We start from the raw sequence: 15283 nt of genomic DNA, 5'->3' as shown, positions 1-15283 counted from the left end.
AGACCCTCCTGCCCTGGAATCTCAAGGCTGAGCATCTGATCACGGCGTAGCGAACCCGGGAAGAATGGGGTTTGTGGAGCGCTTACGAGATCGGAGCCAGCAGTAGCATCGACCGAACCAATGATGGTGTCGTTGCCAGCGGTACCGGTGATGTTGTCCAGACCCTTAGTGAGCATAATAGCCCGGCACTCACCACTCCCTTTTTAAGTCAAAGACTTACGCGCGTTTTGAAGCTCCCAAAACGCCCACTTCCGACCACTTTCCTACTGCAAAAGGCAGATTTTCAGTCTTATCGGATATTTCATTTGTCTTTTCAAAGACTTAGCCGCGCTTCCTACCTATATAGACGCAATTTAAAGCCAATCCGACGTACCAACTTCCTACCAACCGAAGCCATCAAGTGCAAAGGCCACCCGATGTGTCTCATCAGGTGGCCTTTGTGCCTTTTGGGTGGCTCGGGATGCCGTGCTCATTGTGGCGGCTTGGGTAGGTTTTGTGCCTTCAGGATCACCCCAATCGCCCCATCGTCCCGGGTGACGAATTCGATGCCGGCCAGGCTCAGGGCCTTGACCACCTTGTTGAGCGTCGAGCTGCGGCTGTCGGCCATGTTGCCTTCCATGCGCAAGAGCGCCGACATGGAAATCCCCGAAGCATCCAGCAACTCCTCCCGACTCCAGCCCAGCATGGCCCGGGCTGCCCGGATCTGTCTTCCGTCGATCATGGTCGACTCCTTTGCGTTTTGATTGGTAACTATATCTGCTTGTTTAGATGCTTTTTATGTCTTTTGCGGCGCATTGTATCGTAGTATGGCCTCACGTTGTAAGAGGAGAATGGCCATGCCAGCACAAGCATTGAGTACGGAGTTTTTGGCCACCTTGCCGGGGCGCGTTCCGGCGTCCGGTGGGGTGTATTACTTCGATACCGAGATCAAGGGGTTCTTGCTGGAGCACCGCTCCAGCGGTGGGGCGACGTTCTATTTCCGCTACCGCGATGCGGCGGGCAAGGTGCGCATGAACAACATTGGCCGGGTCGATGAGATGGCGCTTGCGGATGCTCGGGCCAAGGCGCACCAGATGAAGCAGATGGTCACCGAGGGCGGCGACCCGAAGGTGGAGAGCCACCGCTTCAAGGATGTGCCGACCTTTGGGGATTTTGTCGCTGAGCGGTATCTGCCTTATGCCAAGACCCGTAAGCGCAGCTGGGAGACGGATGAGACGATGCTGCGCAATCACCTGCTGCCGGTCTTTGCCGAGTTCCGGATGAACCGGATCACTCGCTCGGATGTGGTGGCCTTTCACCACGCGGTGTTCGAGAAGGGCTACGCGGCGGGCACCTGCAACCGGATGATCGTGCTGATGAAGTTCATCTACAACTGCGCGATCCGCTGGGACATCCTGCCGCCCAAGAGCAACCCCTGCGATGGGGTGGAGCCGTTTGAAGACCACGGCGCGCGCGAGCGCTATCTGTCGCAGGAGGAAGTGGGCCGACTGTTTGATGAGCTCGACACCAACCGCAATGTGCAGGTGAGCCAGGTGATCCGATTGCTGCTCTACACCGGCGCTCGCAAGCGCGAGATCCTGGATGCCCGGTGGGACGAGATTGACTTCAACCGGCGGATGCTGACGGTGCCGGCGGCGCGCTCGAAGTCGAAGAAGGCGCGCCACATTCCGCTCTCCGATGCGGCCATGGAGCTGCTGCAGGCACTGCCCCGACAGGACGACATTCCTTGGGTGTTTTTCAACCCGAAGACCAAGAAGCCGCCGGTGTCGATCTTCTACGCTTGGGACTCGATCCGAAAAAAGGTCGGACTGGAGGAAGTGCGGCTGCACGACCTGCGCCACAGTTACGCGAGTTTCTTGGTCAATGCCGGGCGGTCGCTGTACGAGGTGCAGAAACTGCTGGGTCACCACGACCCGAAGGTGACGATGCGCTATGCGCACCTGTCGCCGCAGGCGGTGCTGGAGGCGGTCAATGTGGTGGGGAATGTCGTGGGGCGGAGGGCGGTGGTAGTGAATCAGGCTGCGGTGGCGGTGGCCACCATGTGACGGCCAGGCCCGACAAGGCACGACAAGAGCGCGACACATTGCTGTCGCGCTTTTGCTTTATGCCTTCAGCTGCCCGATCAGGGACTCAGCCAACTCGATGAACACTGCCCGGGCTTCGGCAAACGTTACTGGCTCTCCGAACACCAGCTCATCAACGAAGCGAAGGTAGTCGCGCTCGAAGGCATCGGTCTCGTGGTGCAAGGCATCCAGCACCACGCGCATCTGCCCCACGGGGTCTTGCTCGAACTCTGGATATTGGTTGCGGTATTGAATCGCGTCAGCAGTGACCATGGCGGCAAAGTGTTCATGCGGCAGCGCCAGACCAACACGCCCCTGGGCGATGGCTCTCACATCGTAGAGGTGGCGAACCAGCCGGTCGTCATAGTCGGCACGATTTCGCCCCGCCCGGGCTTCTGCTGTTCGGCGCAGGAAGGACAGCACCTTTTCAGCAAGGGTTTCCTCGACGCTGATGCACGCCACTTGCAGATCCGTCTTGGGCGCCTGGATCAGAACGTCGAGCATGGATGCGATGGGCAACCGTGCCGTAGGCAGCACGGGCGGCCGGGCGTTGAGCTCTACCTTGATTTCAGAGCGCAGGCTGGCCACCGGCGCAAAGCGGCTCTCGTAATGCAGATTCAGCGAGACGTAGCTGTTCTCGTCAAGGGCGATGATCTCGTTGGCCGGCACCGCAAAGCCGGCATCCACCAGAACTGCGGCCAAGCGTTTCTTGAACTGGCTGAGCAAGCGGCTGCGCGCACTGCGTGACAAACCCTCTGGCAGAACGAGCTTGAAATCGATGTCTTCGGACATCCGCTCGATCAGGCCGTGTGCCTTGGACAGGCAGGTTCCACCGCAAAACACCAACTGAATGCCGTCGCTTTCCACGGCCACGACGGTGCGCAGCACTTCGGTGATCAGCAGGTCTTTCTCGAAAATGCCCGGTGGCAACGAAGTGAGCCCTTCGTTGCGCATATCCAGGATCAGGTCATGCTCGCGCGCTGTAATGGTTTTCATAGCGCACGGTGCTAATGCCGACGGTGATCTTGCGGGAAATACGGCGCTGGCCGGTATTGAACGTCGTGCGCACCGGAATCTGCGTGGTCTTGCCCTCGGCGTAGTCGGCCTGGGCGCGGCCCAGCTGCACAGGCACGCCCAGCTTCTCCAGCGCTTCCTGCGCCAGCTCTTCCAGGGACACACGCGGCACAGGTTTGCCGGACAAGGTGCTCGGACGAGCTTTGGCGTAGACGCCATAACCGAGACGAACGATCTTGCCCGCCTCGATCAGCTCCTTGAGTGCCCGGCTGATCTGGCTGGGGCTACCCATGGACTCGAAGTCAGCGCGCACGACCACCTCGCCCTTGCGCAGGGCGATAGAGCGAACCATTCTTTCTTTAACGCTGAATCGGCTCATGGCGACCTCCGAGGTGATGCAAACATTGCTCATTCACTGTACTTTATATCGACTTCCTTTTCCAGTTTATGCATGGTTTTTTTGATGCAAAGATTGCCCATTGTAAAACGAAAAAAATCCCCGATCCCACCGCGGCGAAGGCAGCTGGAGGCAGTGAATATTGTCGGGAATGCGGTAGGGAGATAGCCGGTGGTGGTGAATCAGGAACAGGCAAGTGTCGCTCTTGCGTGACACATTCGACCGAGGCGCGACAAAACTGGCTTGAAGCACGACACATTGCGCGACATAATAGTGTCGCGCTTTGTCACTCCCGCACGACATGGCGTGACAGATTCACCGCAAGGAGTCCCATCTGATGCCACGCGCCACGCTGACCGAAGAACTTAAACTGATCGAATCCATCGTCGCGGCGCACCCGAGCGGCATTGGCATCACCGCCATTGAGGCCGAGATGGCTCAAGGCCAAGGTGGCAAGCCTAACCGTCGCACGCTGCAACGCCGCCTGCAAAAGCTGATCGGCGAGCAGCGCTTGACCACCGAGGGCGAGAGCATCGCCTTGGTCTACAAGCTGATCTCCGGCAGCGTCGTGCCGGCCAGTGGTTCGATGACGTTGACCGCAACGGCAACGGCCGAGGCTGAGCTTTATGTACCAGTGTCCCCAGAAGGAGCAGTGATCCGCGATCAGGTTCGGCTCGCGCTGATGCATCGCCGCCCCGTAGGCTATCAGCGTGACTTCCTGCAAGCCTACCAGCCTGGAGAAACCTTCTATCTGCCCGAGCCACTGCGACTGCAGTTGCACGAGATGGGGCGCACGTCTGCCAATGAGCGACCGGCGGGCACCTACGCGCGGGACATCCTGGGCCGGCTGCTGGTCGATCTTTCGTGGGCCTCGTCGAAGCTCGAGGGCAACACCTACAGCCGGCTTGACACCCTGAATCTGATCGAGTTGGGCCAAGTCGCCAAGGGCAAGGACGCCATCGAAACGCAGATGATCCTTAATCACAAGGCTGCCATCGAGATGTTGATCGAGGACGCCGATGAGGTCGGCTTTGACGCCTTCACCTTCAAGAACCTGCACGCGGTGCTGTCGCAGGACTTGATGCGTGACCCGCAGGCCTGTGGCCGTTTGCGTCGGCGGCCGGTGGATATCTCGGGCACCGTGTTTCATCCGCTGGCACTACCGCAGGTGGTTGAGGACTGTTTTATGCAGCTGCTGGACAAGGCCGCTGCTATCCCCGATCCGTTCGAGCAAGCCTTCTTCCTGATGGTACAACTGCCCTACCTGCAGCCGTTTGAAGATGTGAACAAGCGCGTCTCGCGCATCGGTGCCAACATTCCGCTCTTCAAGCACAACCTTTGCCCGCTTTCCTTCATTGATGTGCCGGAGCACGCCTACATCGAAGGAACGCTGGGGGTGTATGAACTTAACCAGATCGAGTTGTTGCGCGATGTATTCATCTGGGCCTACGAGCGTTCCTGCCAGCGGTATTTGGCCATCGCGCAAACGATGGTCGAACCCAACCCGCTGAAGATCAAGTACCGGGAGGCGCTGATTCAGGCGGTTCAGACGGTCGTCAAGGGACTGCGGCAACCCAGTCCTGCGGTGATTGCCGAAGTGGCGCAGGATCACGCCGCGCAAGCCGACCAGGCAGCCTTCAGGGAGATGCTTACGGCAGCACTGCAACAGTTGCACGAAGGTAGCATCGCGCGGTATCGATTGCGGCGCTCAGAGTACATCGCGTGGCAGCACGCGCAAGACCATGCCTGAGTCGATCAAAGCGTCGGTAGAAGTCAATACTCACCGACGCTTTGGTGCCCGCCAGGAACCGTAAACTCTGGAAGCAAGCGACGTAAATCTCGGAATCAACGCCTTGAGAATTCCCCAGTTAGCGGATTTACGCTTCGGATGGGGGGCTCAGAGCCACGTCACCCAGCCCCCAAACGCAAAAATCCCCCGACCCCACCGCCCATGAAGGCAGTGAGATCGGGGGATCGTCGTTTCAGGTTGTCGTGCCGTGCGGAAGTAAGTGGTGGCAAGTCAGGCTGCAGTGGCCACCGCCTGATTTGTCCGAATAGTGTCGCTCACTTCCGGACAAAAATCCTCGATGCCTCGCATTTGTCCGATTTATGTATATACTATTCGGACAGGAGGGCGCCATGCGAGGTCCCAGTCTCAATCTCAAATCACAGATCAGCCATCGCGTCGCCGGGCATCAGCCGGGCTACGTGTGGACGCCTGTCGACTTCCTCGACCTCGGGCCACGCGATGCCATCGACAAGGCGCTACAGCGCCTGGTGGCATCGGGAGATTTGCGGCGTGTGGATCGCGGCCTCTACGATCAGCCTCGACACAATGCACTGACAGGCAAGACTGCAGCACCAGACTACCGCAGCGTGATTGATGCGGTCAGCCGCCGAGATCAGGTGCGTGTGTTGGTCGACGGCATGACCGCTGCCAATGCTCTGGGGCTGACCGATGCCGTGCCTGCCCAGGTGGTGGTGCACACGGACGGGCGCCTGCGTCCCATTCAACTGGGCAACCTCACCATCCAGTTTCGCTTGACGGCCGCCAGCAAGTTGTACTGGGCTGGCCACCCGGCTATGCAGGTCGTCCAGGCTTTGCACTGGCTGCGCGACACCCTTTCCGAGCAACGCGATGCCGTCATCGCCCGACTCAGACGATTGCTCGCCAGCGATGCCAGCGGGGCGCTAAGAGATGACCTCCGGCAAGGCCTGCCCACACTGCCGGCGTGGATGCAGGACCTGCTGCGCGAAATCCTGAAGGAAACCGACGAGGCCGATGCGAGCGGCAAGGCCTATTTGATGGTCCCAATGCCATCAGCGCCTCACGCTGAGCGGCACGTAGCACAAGGAACCCATCAATGATGCCCGGATTCCAGGACATCATTGCTGCAGCAGAAGCGGATCGCCGTGATTTGTTCCTGAGCACGTCAATGCGGCTGGGTACGCCCATTCAGAATGTCGAGAAAGACTTCTGGGTATGCTGGGTGCTGGACCTACTGTTCAACGGGGCCGGTGCTGATGAGCCTCGGCTGTTGTTCAAGGGCGGCACGTCCCTCTCGAAGAGCCATGGCCTGATCTCCCGGTTTTCTGAAGACATCGACATCAGCGTGTTCCGTGAAGATCTCGGTCAGGCGGTTGATGTGGAAGCCTTGGAAGGCCTGAGCGGAAAAAAGCAGCGCGCGCATCTGAATGCAATCAAGGAAGCCTGCCAGCGCTACATCACCTCGACGCTCAAGGTACGCCTGACCGCCAGCATTGCGTCGGCGTTTGAGAAGGCGGGGCTGCCCTTCAATCCGTCGGCGGTCACCTTGGACCCCGACGATCCGGATCAGCAAACCCTGCTGATTGCCTATCCCGCTGTCAGCGCCCAGCTTGGGGACTACAACCCGCCGACCGTAAAAATCGAAGCCGGGGCCAAGTCAGCGCTCGATCCGCACCGCGCCACGGCGGTCACGCCCTACCTGGCAGAAGATGTGCCAAACCTGATGCTGAACGTGGCCAACGTCGTGACCATTGATGCTGAACGGACGTTCTGGGACAAGGTGGTGATTCTTCACGGTCAGCGTCGCTGGTTTGAACGGCGCGGTGAGCTGCGCCGCCAAGGGCAGCGCGTATCCCGTCACTACTACGACATCTACCGCCTGCTGCGCAGCGATGTCGGCCAGCGTGCAGCGCGCGATCTCGACCTGGCCAGAGACTGCGCACGTCACGCCCGGATGTTTTTCAACAGCAGCGATCTGGATCTGGCCACCGCCCATCCTGGGACGTTTTCCCTGTCGCCACTGCCGGAAATGGATATCCAACTGCGCAGAGACTACACGGCCATGGCCGGGATGATCTTCGGCGAAGTGCCCGAATGGGAGACCATTGTTGAAACCATTCGGCAATTCGAGGAGCAGGTCAACGCGGGCGCCAGCCAGTGACGAAAACCGCACTGATCGAGTAATTGCGCAAATTTGCGCCTTTTCTGCCGGGCGACAGTGCTGAGCCGTCCCTGGCCACAAATCCGCCAATTGGCGGATTTACCCGCTGGCCATCTGCACAAGGATGCGCAATTTTGCGCGCCCACCCTGGCGGCAGTGCGCCTGCACACCGTTACGCAAATTTGCTGATCGGTGACCACCTCGACAAATTCCGCCCATGGGCGGATTTACGGCAGCAATCTCCGATGTGCAAATTTGCATCTCTCGGGCACGCCGTCGCCGCCGGGCTGCCTGCTGACCGCCGCTGAAACCATGCCAATTGGCAAGATTTCCCTTCTGGCGGCGCATGCGACTGACCTTCGGCAAATTTTCCGGATTCCTCCCTCCTGGGTCATCCGGGCCGGTGTGCGGACCACCTTCTGCAAATTTGCAGAAGGTCCGTCCCAGTACGCCACCCGATCTCCCCTGCCCAGCGCTGCCTGCGCCAATTGGCGGACCCTGTCATGTGCCAGAGCAGACCTGTTCTGGAGTACGAGTCTGGATATTCAGACCTTCACTATACAAACAGTCTGATTAGAATCTTTTTGTTCCTTTCTGGTTGTTTTTTAGGTCCTTTTCGGGTGGGTTTGGTATTCAATAGAGAGTGTCCTGATATAAACGGAGACGCCGAACATGAACGCTTCCCGCCCTGATTTGCCCTCCACGGGCTTTCTTCGACTCCCCCAAGTGCTCGCCCTCATCCCCATTAGCCGCTCGGCCTGGTGGGCCGGTATTCGTTCGGGCAAATACCCCGCTGGTCGCAAGCTCGGCGGCAAGACCACCGTCTGGCGCGCCGAAGACATTCGCGCCTTGATCGAGCGCGTGGGAGGCCAATGATGACGACGCTGACTCCCTACCAACAAGCCCAGCGCCGAGCCATGACGGCCGAGCTGCAACGCGCGATTGCCACCCATGGCATCGAGCCGCTGCTCGATCGCCTCTTTGGTGCAGGCAACCATTACTTCGATCCCATCGAGCGGCTGTGGATCACCCCGGACCGCCAGCACCGAGGTCCTGGCCGAGGCTTTCTGTGCATCCGTCCCGATGGCAGTTGGTTCAAGGCCTGCCTGCCCGAGGAGGACGTGCAATGAACGCGGTGAGCTTTCTGGATTTCAACGATGCCGCGCCCCAGGGACGAGCGCAGCCGGCCAGTTTGGATCGCGAGGCAATCCTGAGCCGGGCCAAGATGCAGTTGGAGCCCTTGCTGCAGATGCTTTTCCCGCATGGCAAGCGCCGGGGGCGTGAGTTCGTGGTCGGCAATCTGCAAGGTGAGCCGGGCGACAGCCTCTGTGTGGCCCTCGAAGGCGCACGGGCCGGGATGTGGATCGATCACGCCACCGGCGAAAGCGGCGATCTTTTTGCGCTGTGGGCAGCGGTCAGGGGCTATGTGCTGCCGGGTGCCTTTGCCCAGTTGCTGGGCGACATGGCCGACTGGCTGGCAATGCCACGCGCACCGCGTCAGCCGATGGCTACCTCCTCATCTCAACCTGTCGTGGATGAGTTGGGGCCGCACGCCGCCAAGTGGGATTACCTCGATGCCCAGGGGCGTCTTGTGGCCTGCGTGTATCGCTACGACACGCCCAGCGGCAAGCAGTACCGGCCTTGGGATGCACTGCGGCGCAAGATGAGCGCGCCAGAGACTCGCCCGCTCTACAACCTGCCGCGCGTGGTGAGCGCGAACACCATCGTGCTGGTCGAGGGTGAGAAGTGTGCGGATGCGCTGCAGTCGCTGGGCATGGTGGCGACCACTGCGATGGGCGGCGCCAATGCGCCTGTGCTCAAGGCGGATTGGTCGCCGCTCGCCGGCAAAACGGTGATCGTCTGGCCTGACCACGATGACGCTGGGGCACAGTACGCCGACACGGTCATCGCCCACCTGCACACCTTGGCAGGCACGTCGGTTCGGCGCGTATCGATCCCGCAGGACAAACCCGCCAAGTGGGATGCCGCCGATGCGCTGGCCGATGGCACCGATGTCGCCGCCCTCATCGCAGCCGCCCAGCCGGTGGTGGCCACACCCAGCTACCACTGGAACCTGTCGGACTGGATCGCCTGCGAGCGCTTCGTCGGTCCACCGGTGGCGCGTCAATGGCTGGTCGAGGGCATCTTTCCGATGGCACAGACTTCGCTGATTGCTGCAGCAGGCGGTGTGGGTAAATCCTTCCTGCTGCTGTCTCTGGCGCGCGAGATCGCCGCCTTCGATGGGGATCGGCTCAATGCGCCGCTGTGCTTTGGCGGTGCGCTCAATGTGGCAGGTACAGCGGTGTATGTCACGGCCGAGGACGATGCCATCGAGATGCACAACCGGCTCTTGAGCCTGGGGCCGATTCCTCCCAACCTGGTCACGCTGCCCTTGCCCGATGCCGGCGGCGCCAAACCGCTGTTTGCGCCGGAAAGCGGTAGCCGCAATCCCGGCACCACGGTGTATTGGGCACAGCTCACGCAGCAGTTGGTGCGCATCCCCCAGCTGCGCCTGATCGTGCTCGATCCCCTGCAGCCGCTGTGCGCGCTGGACTTGAACGTGCCGGAGAACGCGCAGTTCGTCTGCTCCCAGCTCTCGGCCCTGGCAGCGGCTACCGGCGCAGCGGTGATCGTCTCGCACCACTTCGCCAAGCGCGAGGCCAGCACGCCTGAGCAGGCACGCGAGGCGATCCGGGGCACCGGCGGGCTGGTCGATGGGGTGCGCTGCGTCTACGCCATCTGGCTACCCAAGGAGGATCACGCCAAGTCCATCTGCGAGAAGCTCGGCATCACCTACCAGCGCAACTTGGTGGTCCAAGGCGGTGTGGTCAAGGCCAATGGCCGCGCCAATTTGCAGGTCAGCACCTACATCCGCAGCGACAGCGGTTTGCTGGTGGACCAAACCTACCGCCTCAGGCATGACCCGCTAGACCACACCAGTTTGCTGCTACAGCTGCGCGCTGCCATCGCCCATGCCGCCCTGGAAGGCTTCCCCTATACCAAGACCGCTGGCAATGGCGTCTACGAGCGCCGCTTCGAGCTACCCGAACCCCTCAACGGGCTGAGCAAGCACCGACTGGTCAGCATGGTCGACGAGTTGCTGCAGGGCGGTCAACTGGTGCAAGCGGTGGCCGAAGGCTCCAAGGTCGCCAAGTGGCTGGATGTGCCCACCGGGCCTCTGGCGCAGGGTGACGGTGACTTCGAGGAGGGGCATCTGACACCGGCCCATGCCCTGCAGGAGCCTCTGCAATGAGCTGGCCTTGCGCTGCCCAAACACTTCCCGCTTCCCGACTTCCCGCCGGGAAGCACCGGGCCGGAAAGTCTAAAAAAACCAATCCGATCAATGCGTTAGCACTTCCCGGGCAAGCCCCTTCCCGCCGCCTCCGGGAAGTCAAAAACGCTAAGCAAATCAACAGCTTACCGACTTCTCGGAATTTACCCTTTCAGGGGGAGGGAAGCCTTGGATGCTTCCCCTCCTGACTGTGGATGTTGTTTGGCAGGCGGACGGGAAACCAACAGTGCGCCCATGGCCGTCGGGCGACTCAAGGACGGCCTTTCTTTCCAATGGAGAATCACGATGACGCAACTGCTTTGCATCACCGGCGAATGGGACAACGTCACCCAGCGCACTTCGGGCACGGTCGAACAGGTGGTCTGCGGCGGCCATGACATCGAGCATTACCAACAGCACCCCTGGGTGCCACATGGCTTGCTGAACCTGGCGGACACGCGCGAGGACGCTGAGTTTCTGGTGGCCCGCACGATGCGGGTGCTGCGTTTTATGGATGTCACAGGGCTTGCGCCCTTCGGCTATGCCTGGGAGTCGCGGCTGCAGGATTTGGCCCCGCGTCTGCCGCAGTCGGCCGATCACGCGATGCTCTGGCAGGATGCCGACGGTCGCTGGATCGTGACGGTGGAGCCGTATTGCATCGAAGGCGCACCGCCGGCCAGTCTGGTGCGCTGGGCACAGTCGGCGGGCTGGGCGCTGTGGCGAGCTGATCCGCGCAGTGGGATGTGGAACCCGGAGCAGGAGGCACGACTGCTGGTGATGGCACCGCCCGCTTCAGCGCAGGGTGGGGATGTCGAGGCAGTGTGCCAGGCCCTGGAGATCTCACCGCGCGAAATGCCCCTGGCGCGTTGTCTGGTGGCGGCCAAGGTCGAGAAGGCTGAATCGGCCAGCGAGGCCGCCTGATGGGTGCCACCCGTTCCCAACCCAATCTCTCGGGGCGGGTGGCACCGCGCCATCCACCCCGGCTGGGGGACTGGCAGGTGCGCCCGGATGGCACGGCGCTGGAGTTCGTGCAGGAGACCGATGACGATGGCCGTGCCGTGAAGCACTTTCGCTGCGTGGACACCCTGGGGCTGTTGCTCAAAGGGGGCAGCATCAGTGCGGCACAGCACGACGCCGGGCAACAGTTCGCCACCGACTTTGCCCGGGCCTTTGCCAGCGGCATTGTCACCGCCCGGCTCGATGGGCTGCCCTGCGGCACCCGGTCCGGCGAGTTGATGGTGGAACGCAATGCACGGATGGCGCGGGATGTGCGCGCAGCCCTGGATGCAGTGGGCGGCAGCACCACCCCAGCCGGTGAGGCCTTGTGGCACATCGTGGGCCTGGGGATGTCGATCCGCGAATGGGCGCTGCGCAGTGCCTGGTCGGGGCAGAGCCGCTCGCCCAAGCAGGCGCGCTCGATCCTGCTCGGGGCGCTCACGCAGTTGGCCAAGCATTACGGATATGAGCACGCCGAGGTACCGCTGCGAACACGTCGCTCGCGCTCCACAAAATCTTTGCGCACACGACCTGCAACCTGATTGAATCACCGGGGATCACAAGGTACAGTATTGTCGTACTGCTGATCAATGCGCCCACCGGGGAGACCCGTGTGGGCGTTGTCGTTTCTGGAACCCGCACCCGATCTCGTCACCCAACTCTGAAGGTCCAGCCCATGCTCAAACTTGACGTCACTGCTGATGTGGCCCAGGCCACCGAACACCTGTCCGACCTGGCCGAGAAACACATCCCGAACGCTGCCGCCAAGGCCCTGACCCGCACCGCCTTCAACGCCCGCGACGCGGTACGCGACAGCTTGCCCCAGCGCTTCAATCTGCGCCGCCCGTGGGTCAAGTGGGGCGTCGGTGTGACACCGGCCAAGCCCCGCACGCTGATGGCTGAGGTCTGGTCGCGCGACCGGTTCATGGCGTTGCAGGAAACCGGTGGCGCCAAGACCGGCACCTCGGCCATCCCGCTCGGGCCGATGGCGCAGAAGGCTCGCACACAGGTGATCCCCAAAAGCCAGTGGCCGGGACAACTGGCCCAGAAGAAGACGGTCTTCTACCACGCGGGAATGCTCTTCGAGCGCCGGGATGAACGTCGAATTCTGGCGCTGTACCTGCTGGGCAAACGGCAGAAGGTCGAGCCGCGCTTTGGTATGGCGGACACCGTCAGGAGTGTGGCGCTGAAGGAATACTACCGGCAGATGGAGCGAGCCCTGCGGGAAGAGCTGACGAAGGCTGGCAACCCTTGAGGCGGTCACGCGGTGTCACGCCCCTTGTCCGCTGATCAACAGCACTACCTCTCGACACTGCCCGCCAGCGTTCAGCGCACCATGTCGCGTGCGCTCGAAGGCAGCACCTCTCCGAGGCAGGCCATCAAAGCGATGTGTCTGGTCTGCAGCAATTTCCAGCGCAGTGAAATTACCCTGTGCGCCATGTCGCGCTGTCCGCTCCATGCCTACCGTCCCTACCAGACGCAGGACGCTGCCGAAACAGCGCCGCGTTGCTCGGCCGGCCTTCGCCAGAACCGCTTGCCTCGCGCGTTTTTGCAGGCGAATGCCCTCCGGTAAGGGGGTAGCCCCAACCGGCTCCCGATATCTCGCCAAACCGCGCGACAGAAACCATTTTGGGTCCTCCCTGGCGATTTAAAACGCGGGGGCCGCGCGCAGCGCTCGACCTCGCTACCGTCAGAGCCGCAAACAGGTTGCCGGTTGCCACCGGGCCTTGGCAGATCGTCTTTTTACCCGCAGCGCCATCCACACCCGTCCTTTTGTTCGTGATTGAACCTGGCAACCCAGCGCCCTGAGGTTGCCGGGTGGTTGCCAATCATTTCTCTCTTCTATCCACACAAGGAGCATCCCCATGGGAATTTCTATTCGGGCCTATGCCCAACATCGCGGTGTCAGTCACGAGGCGGTGCGCAAGGCCATTGCTGCCGGCCGCATTCAGCAGGAGGTCGATGGCAGTATCGATCCCGACAAGGCCGATGCCGCCTGGGACCGCAACACCATTGCACGAGGTGATGGCGAGGCCGGCGATGCCCGTTCAGGGGTGCCGAACCTGCAGACCAGCCGCGCCATCCGTGAGGCCTACGCCGCCCGCTTGGCGAAACTGGACTTTGAGAAACGCACCGGCAAACTGATCAGTGCCGATCAGGTCAAGGTCGAGACCTTCAACCTCGCACGGCGCCTGCGTGACCGCATCCAGCAGTTGCCCCGGCGTGTGGCACCACAGATCGTCGCCACCGTGGTCAAGCAGCCGGATGTGCGCGAGGTCGAAGCACTGCTGGATACCGAAATTCACGAAGCGCTGTCGGAGCTGGTGCGATGAGGAAGCGCTGGAAGGACGAACCCAGCGGCGACGGCAGCGATGACGCCAAAGGTGTGCTCATGGCAGAGCTGACGATTGAGGACGCTTTTGCGCTCGGACTGCGCCCTGGTGAGCGACCGGACGGGCTGCGTATGGAACGCGCCTTCCGGGCTGGGTTGCGGCCCGATCCGCAACCCGAGGTCTACACCGCCGATCAGACTGCCGCGTCGGATAGCAACGCCGCCCGATAGACCCGCCCGCCGCCTTCGGCCTTCTCGGAGGTGACCACGATGCCGCGCTTCTTAAGCGTTCCGGCAAAGAGGCCACGAACGCTGTGCGCTTGCCAGCCGGTGATCGCCATGATCTCGGCAATAGAGGTGCCTTGCGGTCGTTGCAGCAAAGCGATGACCTGGGCCTGCTTGCTGTCAGCCCGCACGCGGGGTGTGTCCTGTACGGCTTGCCAGGACGCCTCGGCGGCGACCACGGCAGCTTCGAGCTCTGGGTCGATCGCCAGGGGGGGCGTGGCTTGGGATGCTGTGGCGCCTGCTGCGCTCACCGCCGCCAGCATGTCCTCGGGCTTGGCCTCGCCCTGAATGATGGCCACGGCGGCGCCTGTAATGCGCCACCGGCCGCCTTGCTGCTCGATCAAGCCGCGCTGCGCGAGGCTGGCAATCATCTTCAGTTTGGCCCCGCCCTTGAGGGTGAGCAGCGGCTCGATCAACCCACCGGCATCGCAATGCGCGCGGGTGATGAGCTCGAGTTGGCGTTCGGTGATCGGGGTGGTTTGTGCGGACATGGTCGTTCTCCTGGTGGTCATTCGTCGCTGCCGTCGAGGAGCGCCACCACCTCGCACAGACCGTTTTCGATGCGGGTGAGATCGCCGACGTGGCCCCGGTGGATGGCATCGGGGTCGTGCCCAAAGTGGTCGTCGGCATGGCGCTGCAGCGCCTCAAGCTGGCTGCGGATGTTGGCGATGTGCTGCAGGTAGGTGTCTATGGCCTGAGGTCTGGCTTTGCTTGTAAGGGTGGGCATCGTTGGCTCTTGGTGGTTGATGGACGATGCCATTCACGCTCTGTTCGCCAGTGAAGCCAAGCGTTCAGGTGCCACCGATCAAACATTCAACGAACATTTTTTGAAACAGGCTGCCGGCGGTTTGCCGTGTGGCCGGGAGTGCTGTCCATGACCCTCGAACAACTCAAGGCCCAGCAGGAAGCCCTGCAGGCGGCGCGCTTCAATGGGGTGCTCACCGTGAAAGCCGGTGACAAGACCGTGACCTACAAATCCAATGTCGAGATCCGGGC

General features: G+C 61.7%; 19 protein-coding genes. 14 read left to right on the top strand and 5 right to left on the bottom strand.

Annotated features, from left to right (window positions below):
* Positions 1–469: 469 nt before the first annotated feature.
* Entirely contained in the window at positions 470–721 is a 252-nt protein-coding gene (locus M622_RS34910; RefSeq protein ID WP_021250352.1) for a helix-turn-helix domain-containing protein, read from the bottom strand.
* Positions 722–830: 109 nt separating this feature from the next.
* On the opposite strand from M622_RS34910, the gene M622_RS34905 reads away from it, so the two are divergent.
* On the top strand, positions 831–2045 hold the full coding sequence (locus tag M622_RS34905) for a site-specific integrase (protein WP_169375153.1): 1215 nt from the start codon (positions 831–833) through the stop codon (positions 2043–2045).
* Between the two features lie 57 nt (positions 2046–2102).
* Here the strand turns inward: M622_RS34905 and M622_RS34900 are convergent, their stop codons facing one another.
* Together M622_RS34900 and M622_RS34895 are read right to left on the bottom strand one after the other, a co-directional pair.
* Positions 2103–3059, bottom strand: coding sequence for a nucleotidyl transferase AbiEii/AbiGii toxin family protein (locus M622_RS34900; protein WP_084520779.1), 957 nt, complete (start codon positions 3057–3059; stop codon positions 2103–2105).
* The gene (locus M622_RS34895) at positions 3031–3429 is read right to left on the bottom strand and encodes a DUF6088 family protein (RefSeq protein ID WP_021250349.1); all 399 of its coding nucleotides are present in this window, start codon (positions 3427–3429) and stop codon (positions 3031–3033) included. Before M622_RS34895 ends, M622_RS34900 begins: the two co-directional genes overlap by 29 nt.
* A 382-nt stretch (positions 3430–3811) precedes the next feature.
* Between M622_RS34895 and M622_RS34890 the strand changes: the two genes are divergently transcribed.
* The 12 genes from M622_RS34890 to M622_RS40190 all read left to right on the top strand — a co-directional run bounded on the left by M622_RS34890 (position 3812) and on the right by M622_RS40190 (position 14233).
* The gene (locus tag M622_RS34890) at positions 3812–5224 is read left to right on the top strand and encodes a Fic family protein (protein WP_021250348.1); all 1413 of its coding nucleotides are present in this window, start codon (positions 3812–3814) and stop codon (positions 5222–5224) included.
* A 389-nt stretch (positions 5225–5613) separates the two neighbouring features.
* Positions 5614–6342, top strand: coding sequence for a DUF6088 family protein (locus M622_RS34885; protein ID WP_021250347.1), 729 nt, complete (start codon positions 5614–5616; stop codon positions 6340–6342).
* Positions 6339–7403 (top strand): nucleotidyl transferase AbiEii/AbiGii toxin family protein, encoded by a 1065-nt coding sequence (locus tag M622_RS34880; protein ID WP_021250346.1) that lies wholly within the window; start codon positions 6339–6341, stop codon positions 7401–7403. Before M622_RS34885 ends, M622_RS34880 begins: the two co-directional genes overlap by 4 nt.
* 672 nt (positions 7404–8075) lie before the next feature.
* On the top strand, positions 8076–8279 hold the full coding sequence (locus M622_RS34875; RefSeq protein ID WP_021250345.1) for a helix-turn-helix transcriptional regulator: 204 nt from the start codon (positions 8076–8078) through the stop codon (positions 8277–8279).
* Positions 8276–8533 (top strand): hypothetical protein, encoded by a 258-nt coding sequence (locus tag M622_RS34870; RefSeq protein ID WP_021250344.1) that lies wholly within the window; start codon positions 8276–8278, stop codon positions 8531–8533. The genes M622_RS34875 and M622_RS34870 overlap by 4 nt, the downstream gene beginning before the upstream one ends.
* Positions 8530–10656: an AAA family ATPase gene (locus tag M622_RS34865; protein WP_021250343.1), complete on the top strand. Its 2127-nt coding sequence runs from the start codon at positions 8530–8532 to the stop codon at positions 10654–10656. Before M622_RS34870 ends, M622_RS34865 begins: the two co-directional genes overlap by 4 nt.
* A 324-nt stretch (positions 10657–10980) precedes the next feature.
* Positions 10981–11595 (top strand): hypothetical protein, encoded by a 615-nt coding sequence (locus tag M622_RS34860; RefSeq protein ID WP_021250342.1) that lies wholly within the window; start codon positions 10981–10983, stop codon positions 11593–11595.
* On the top strand, positions 11595–12212 hold the full coding sequence (locus M622_RS0120520; RefSeq protein WP_021250341.1) for a DUF6456 domain-containing protein: 618 nt from the start codon (positions 11595–11597) through the stop codon (positions 12210–12212). Before M622_RS34860 ends, M622_RS0120520 begins: the two co-directional genes overlap by 1 nt.
* Before the next feature lie 134 nt (positions 12213–12346).
* Positions 12347–12925, top strand: coding sequence for a hypothetical protein (locus M622_RS34855; protein ID WP_021250340.1), 579 nt, complete (start codon positions 12347–12349; stop codon positions 12923–12925).
* 24 nt (positions 12926–12949) lie between these two features.
* Positions 12950–13243, top strand: coding sequence for a hypothetical protein (locus tag M622_RS40335; protein WP_021250339.1), 294 nt, complete (start codon positions 12950–12952; stop codon positions 13241–13243).
* A 292-nt stretch (positions 13244–13535) separates the two neighbouring features.
* Positions 13536–14003, top strand: a complete 468-nt coding sequence (locus M622_RS34845; protein ID WP_021250338.1) for a hypothetical protein — start codon at positions 13536–13538, stop codon at positions 14001–14003.
* Positions 14000–14233 carry a hypothetical protein gene (locus M622_RS40190; RefSeq protein ID WP_157282099.1) on the top strand — a complete coding sequence of 78 codons (234 nt, stop codon included), beginning with the start codon at positions 14000–14002 and terminating at the stop codon, positions 14231–14233. The genes M622_RS34845 and M622_RS40190 overlap by 4 nt, the downstream gene beginning before the upstream one ends.
* Here M622_RS40190 and M622_RS34840 read toward each other — a convergent pair.
* Both M622_RS34840 and M622_RS34835 read right to left on the bottom strand, forming a co-directional pair.
* Complete coding sequence (locus tag M622_RS34840) at positions 14197–14778, bottom strand: DUF3489 domain-containing protein (protein WP_021250337.1); 582 nt, start codon at positions 14776–14778, stop codon at positions 14197–14199. The two genes, M622_RS40190 and M622_RS34840, sit on opposite strands and share 37 nt — an antisense overlap.
* A gap of 17 nt (positions 14779–14795) precedes the next feature.
* Entirely contained in the window at positions 14796–15014 is a 219-nt protein-coding gene (locus M622_RS34835; protein WP_157282096.1) for a hypothetical protein, read from the bottom strand.
* 147 nt (positions 15015–15161) lie between these two features.
* Here M622_RS34835 and M622_RS40845 point away from each other — a divergent pair.
* The coding region (locus tag M622_RS40845) for a phage head-tail joining protein (protein ID WP_021250335.1) at positions 15162–15283 on the top strand (122 nt) is incomplete at its 3' end.

Origin of the sequence: Thauera terpenica 58Eu, from assembly GCF_000443165.1 — a bacterium.
In the GTDB taxonomy this organism is placed as follows: Bacteria; Pseudomonadota; Gammaproteobacteria; order Burkholderiales; family Rhodocyclaceae; genus Thauera; species Thauera terpenica.
The sequence above is the reverse complement of the archived record's forward strand: the minus strand, read 5'-3'. Positions and strand labels throughout refer to the sequence as shown.

Coding starts and splice junctions, on each gene's coding strand:
- M622_RS34865 (WP_021250343.1), top strand. CDS start 8,530: ATGAACGCGGTGAGCTTTCTGGATTTCAACGATGCCGCGCCCCAGGGA.
- M622_RS0120520 (WP_021250341.1), top strand. CDS start 11,595: ATGGGTGCCACCCGTTCCCAACCCAATCTCTCGGGGCGGGTGGCACCG.
- M622_RS34890 (WP_021250348.1), top strand. CDS start 3,812: ATGCCACGCGCCACGCTGACCGAAGAACTTAAACTGATCGAATCCATC.
- M622_RS34855 (WP_021250340.1), top strand. CDS start 12,347: ATGCTCAAACTTGACGTCACTGCTGATGTGGCCCAGGCCACCGAACAC.
- M622_RS34895 (WP_021250349.1), bottom strand. CDS start 3,429: ATGGTTCGCTCTATCGCCCTGCGCAAGGGCGAGGTGGTCGTGCGCGCT.
- M622_RS34905 (WP_169375153.1), top strand. CDS start 831: ATGGCCATGCCAGCACAAGCATTGAGTACGGAGTTTTTGGCCACCTTG.
- M622_RS34900 (WP_084520779.1), bottom strand. CDS start 3,059: ATGAAAACCATTACAGCGCGCGAGCATGACCTGATCCTGGATATGCGC.
- M622_RS34885 (WP_021250347.1), top strand. CDS start 5,614: ATGCGAGGTCCCAGTCTCAATCTCAAATCACAGATCAGCCATCGCGTC.
- M622_RS34840 (WP_021250337.1), bottom strand. CDS start 14,778: ATGTCCGCACAAACCACCCCGATCACCGAACGCCAACTCGAGCTCATC.
- M622_RS34875 (WP_021250345.1), top strand. CDS start 8,076: ATGAACGCTTCCCGCCCTGATTTGCCCTCCACGGGCTTTCTTCGACTC.
- M622_RS34880 (WP_021250346.1), top strand. CDS start 6,339: ATGATGCCCGGATTCCAGGACATCATTGCTGCAGCAGAAGCGGATCGC.
- M622_RS34835 (WP_157282096.1), bottom strand. CDS start 15,014: ATGCCCACCCTTACAAGCAAAGCCAGACCTCAGGCCATAGACACCTAC.
- M622_RS34860 (WP_021250342.1), top strand. CDS start 10,981: ATGACGCAACTGCTTTGCATCACCGGCGAATGGGACAACGTCACCCAG.
- M622_RS34910 (WP_021250352.1), bottom strand. CDS start 721: ATGATCGACGGAAGACAGATCCGGGCAGCCCGGGCCATGCTGGGCTGG.
- M622_RS40190 (WP_157282099.1), top strand. CDS start 14,000: ATGAGGAAGCGCTGGAAGGACGAACCCAGCGGCGACGGCAGCGATGAC.
- M622_RS34845 (WP_021250338.1), top strand. CDS start 13,536: ATGGGAATTTCTATTCGGGCCTATGCCCAACATCGCGGTGTCAGTCAC.
- M622_RS34870 (WP_021250344.1), top strand. CDS start 8,276: ATGATGACGACGCTGACTCCCTACCAACAAGCCCAGCGCCGAGCCATG.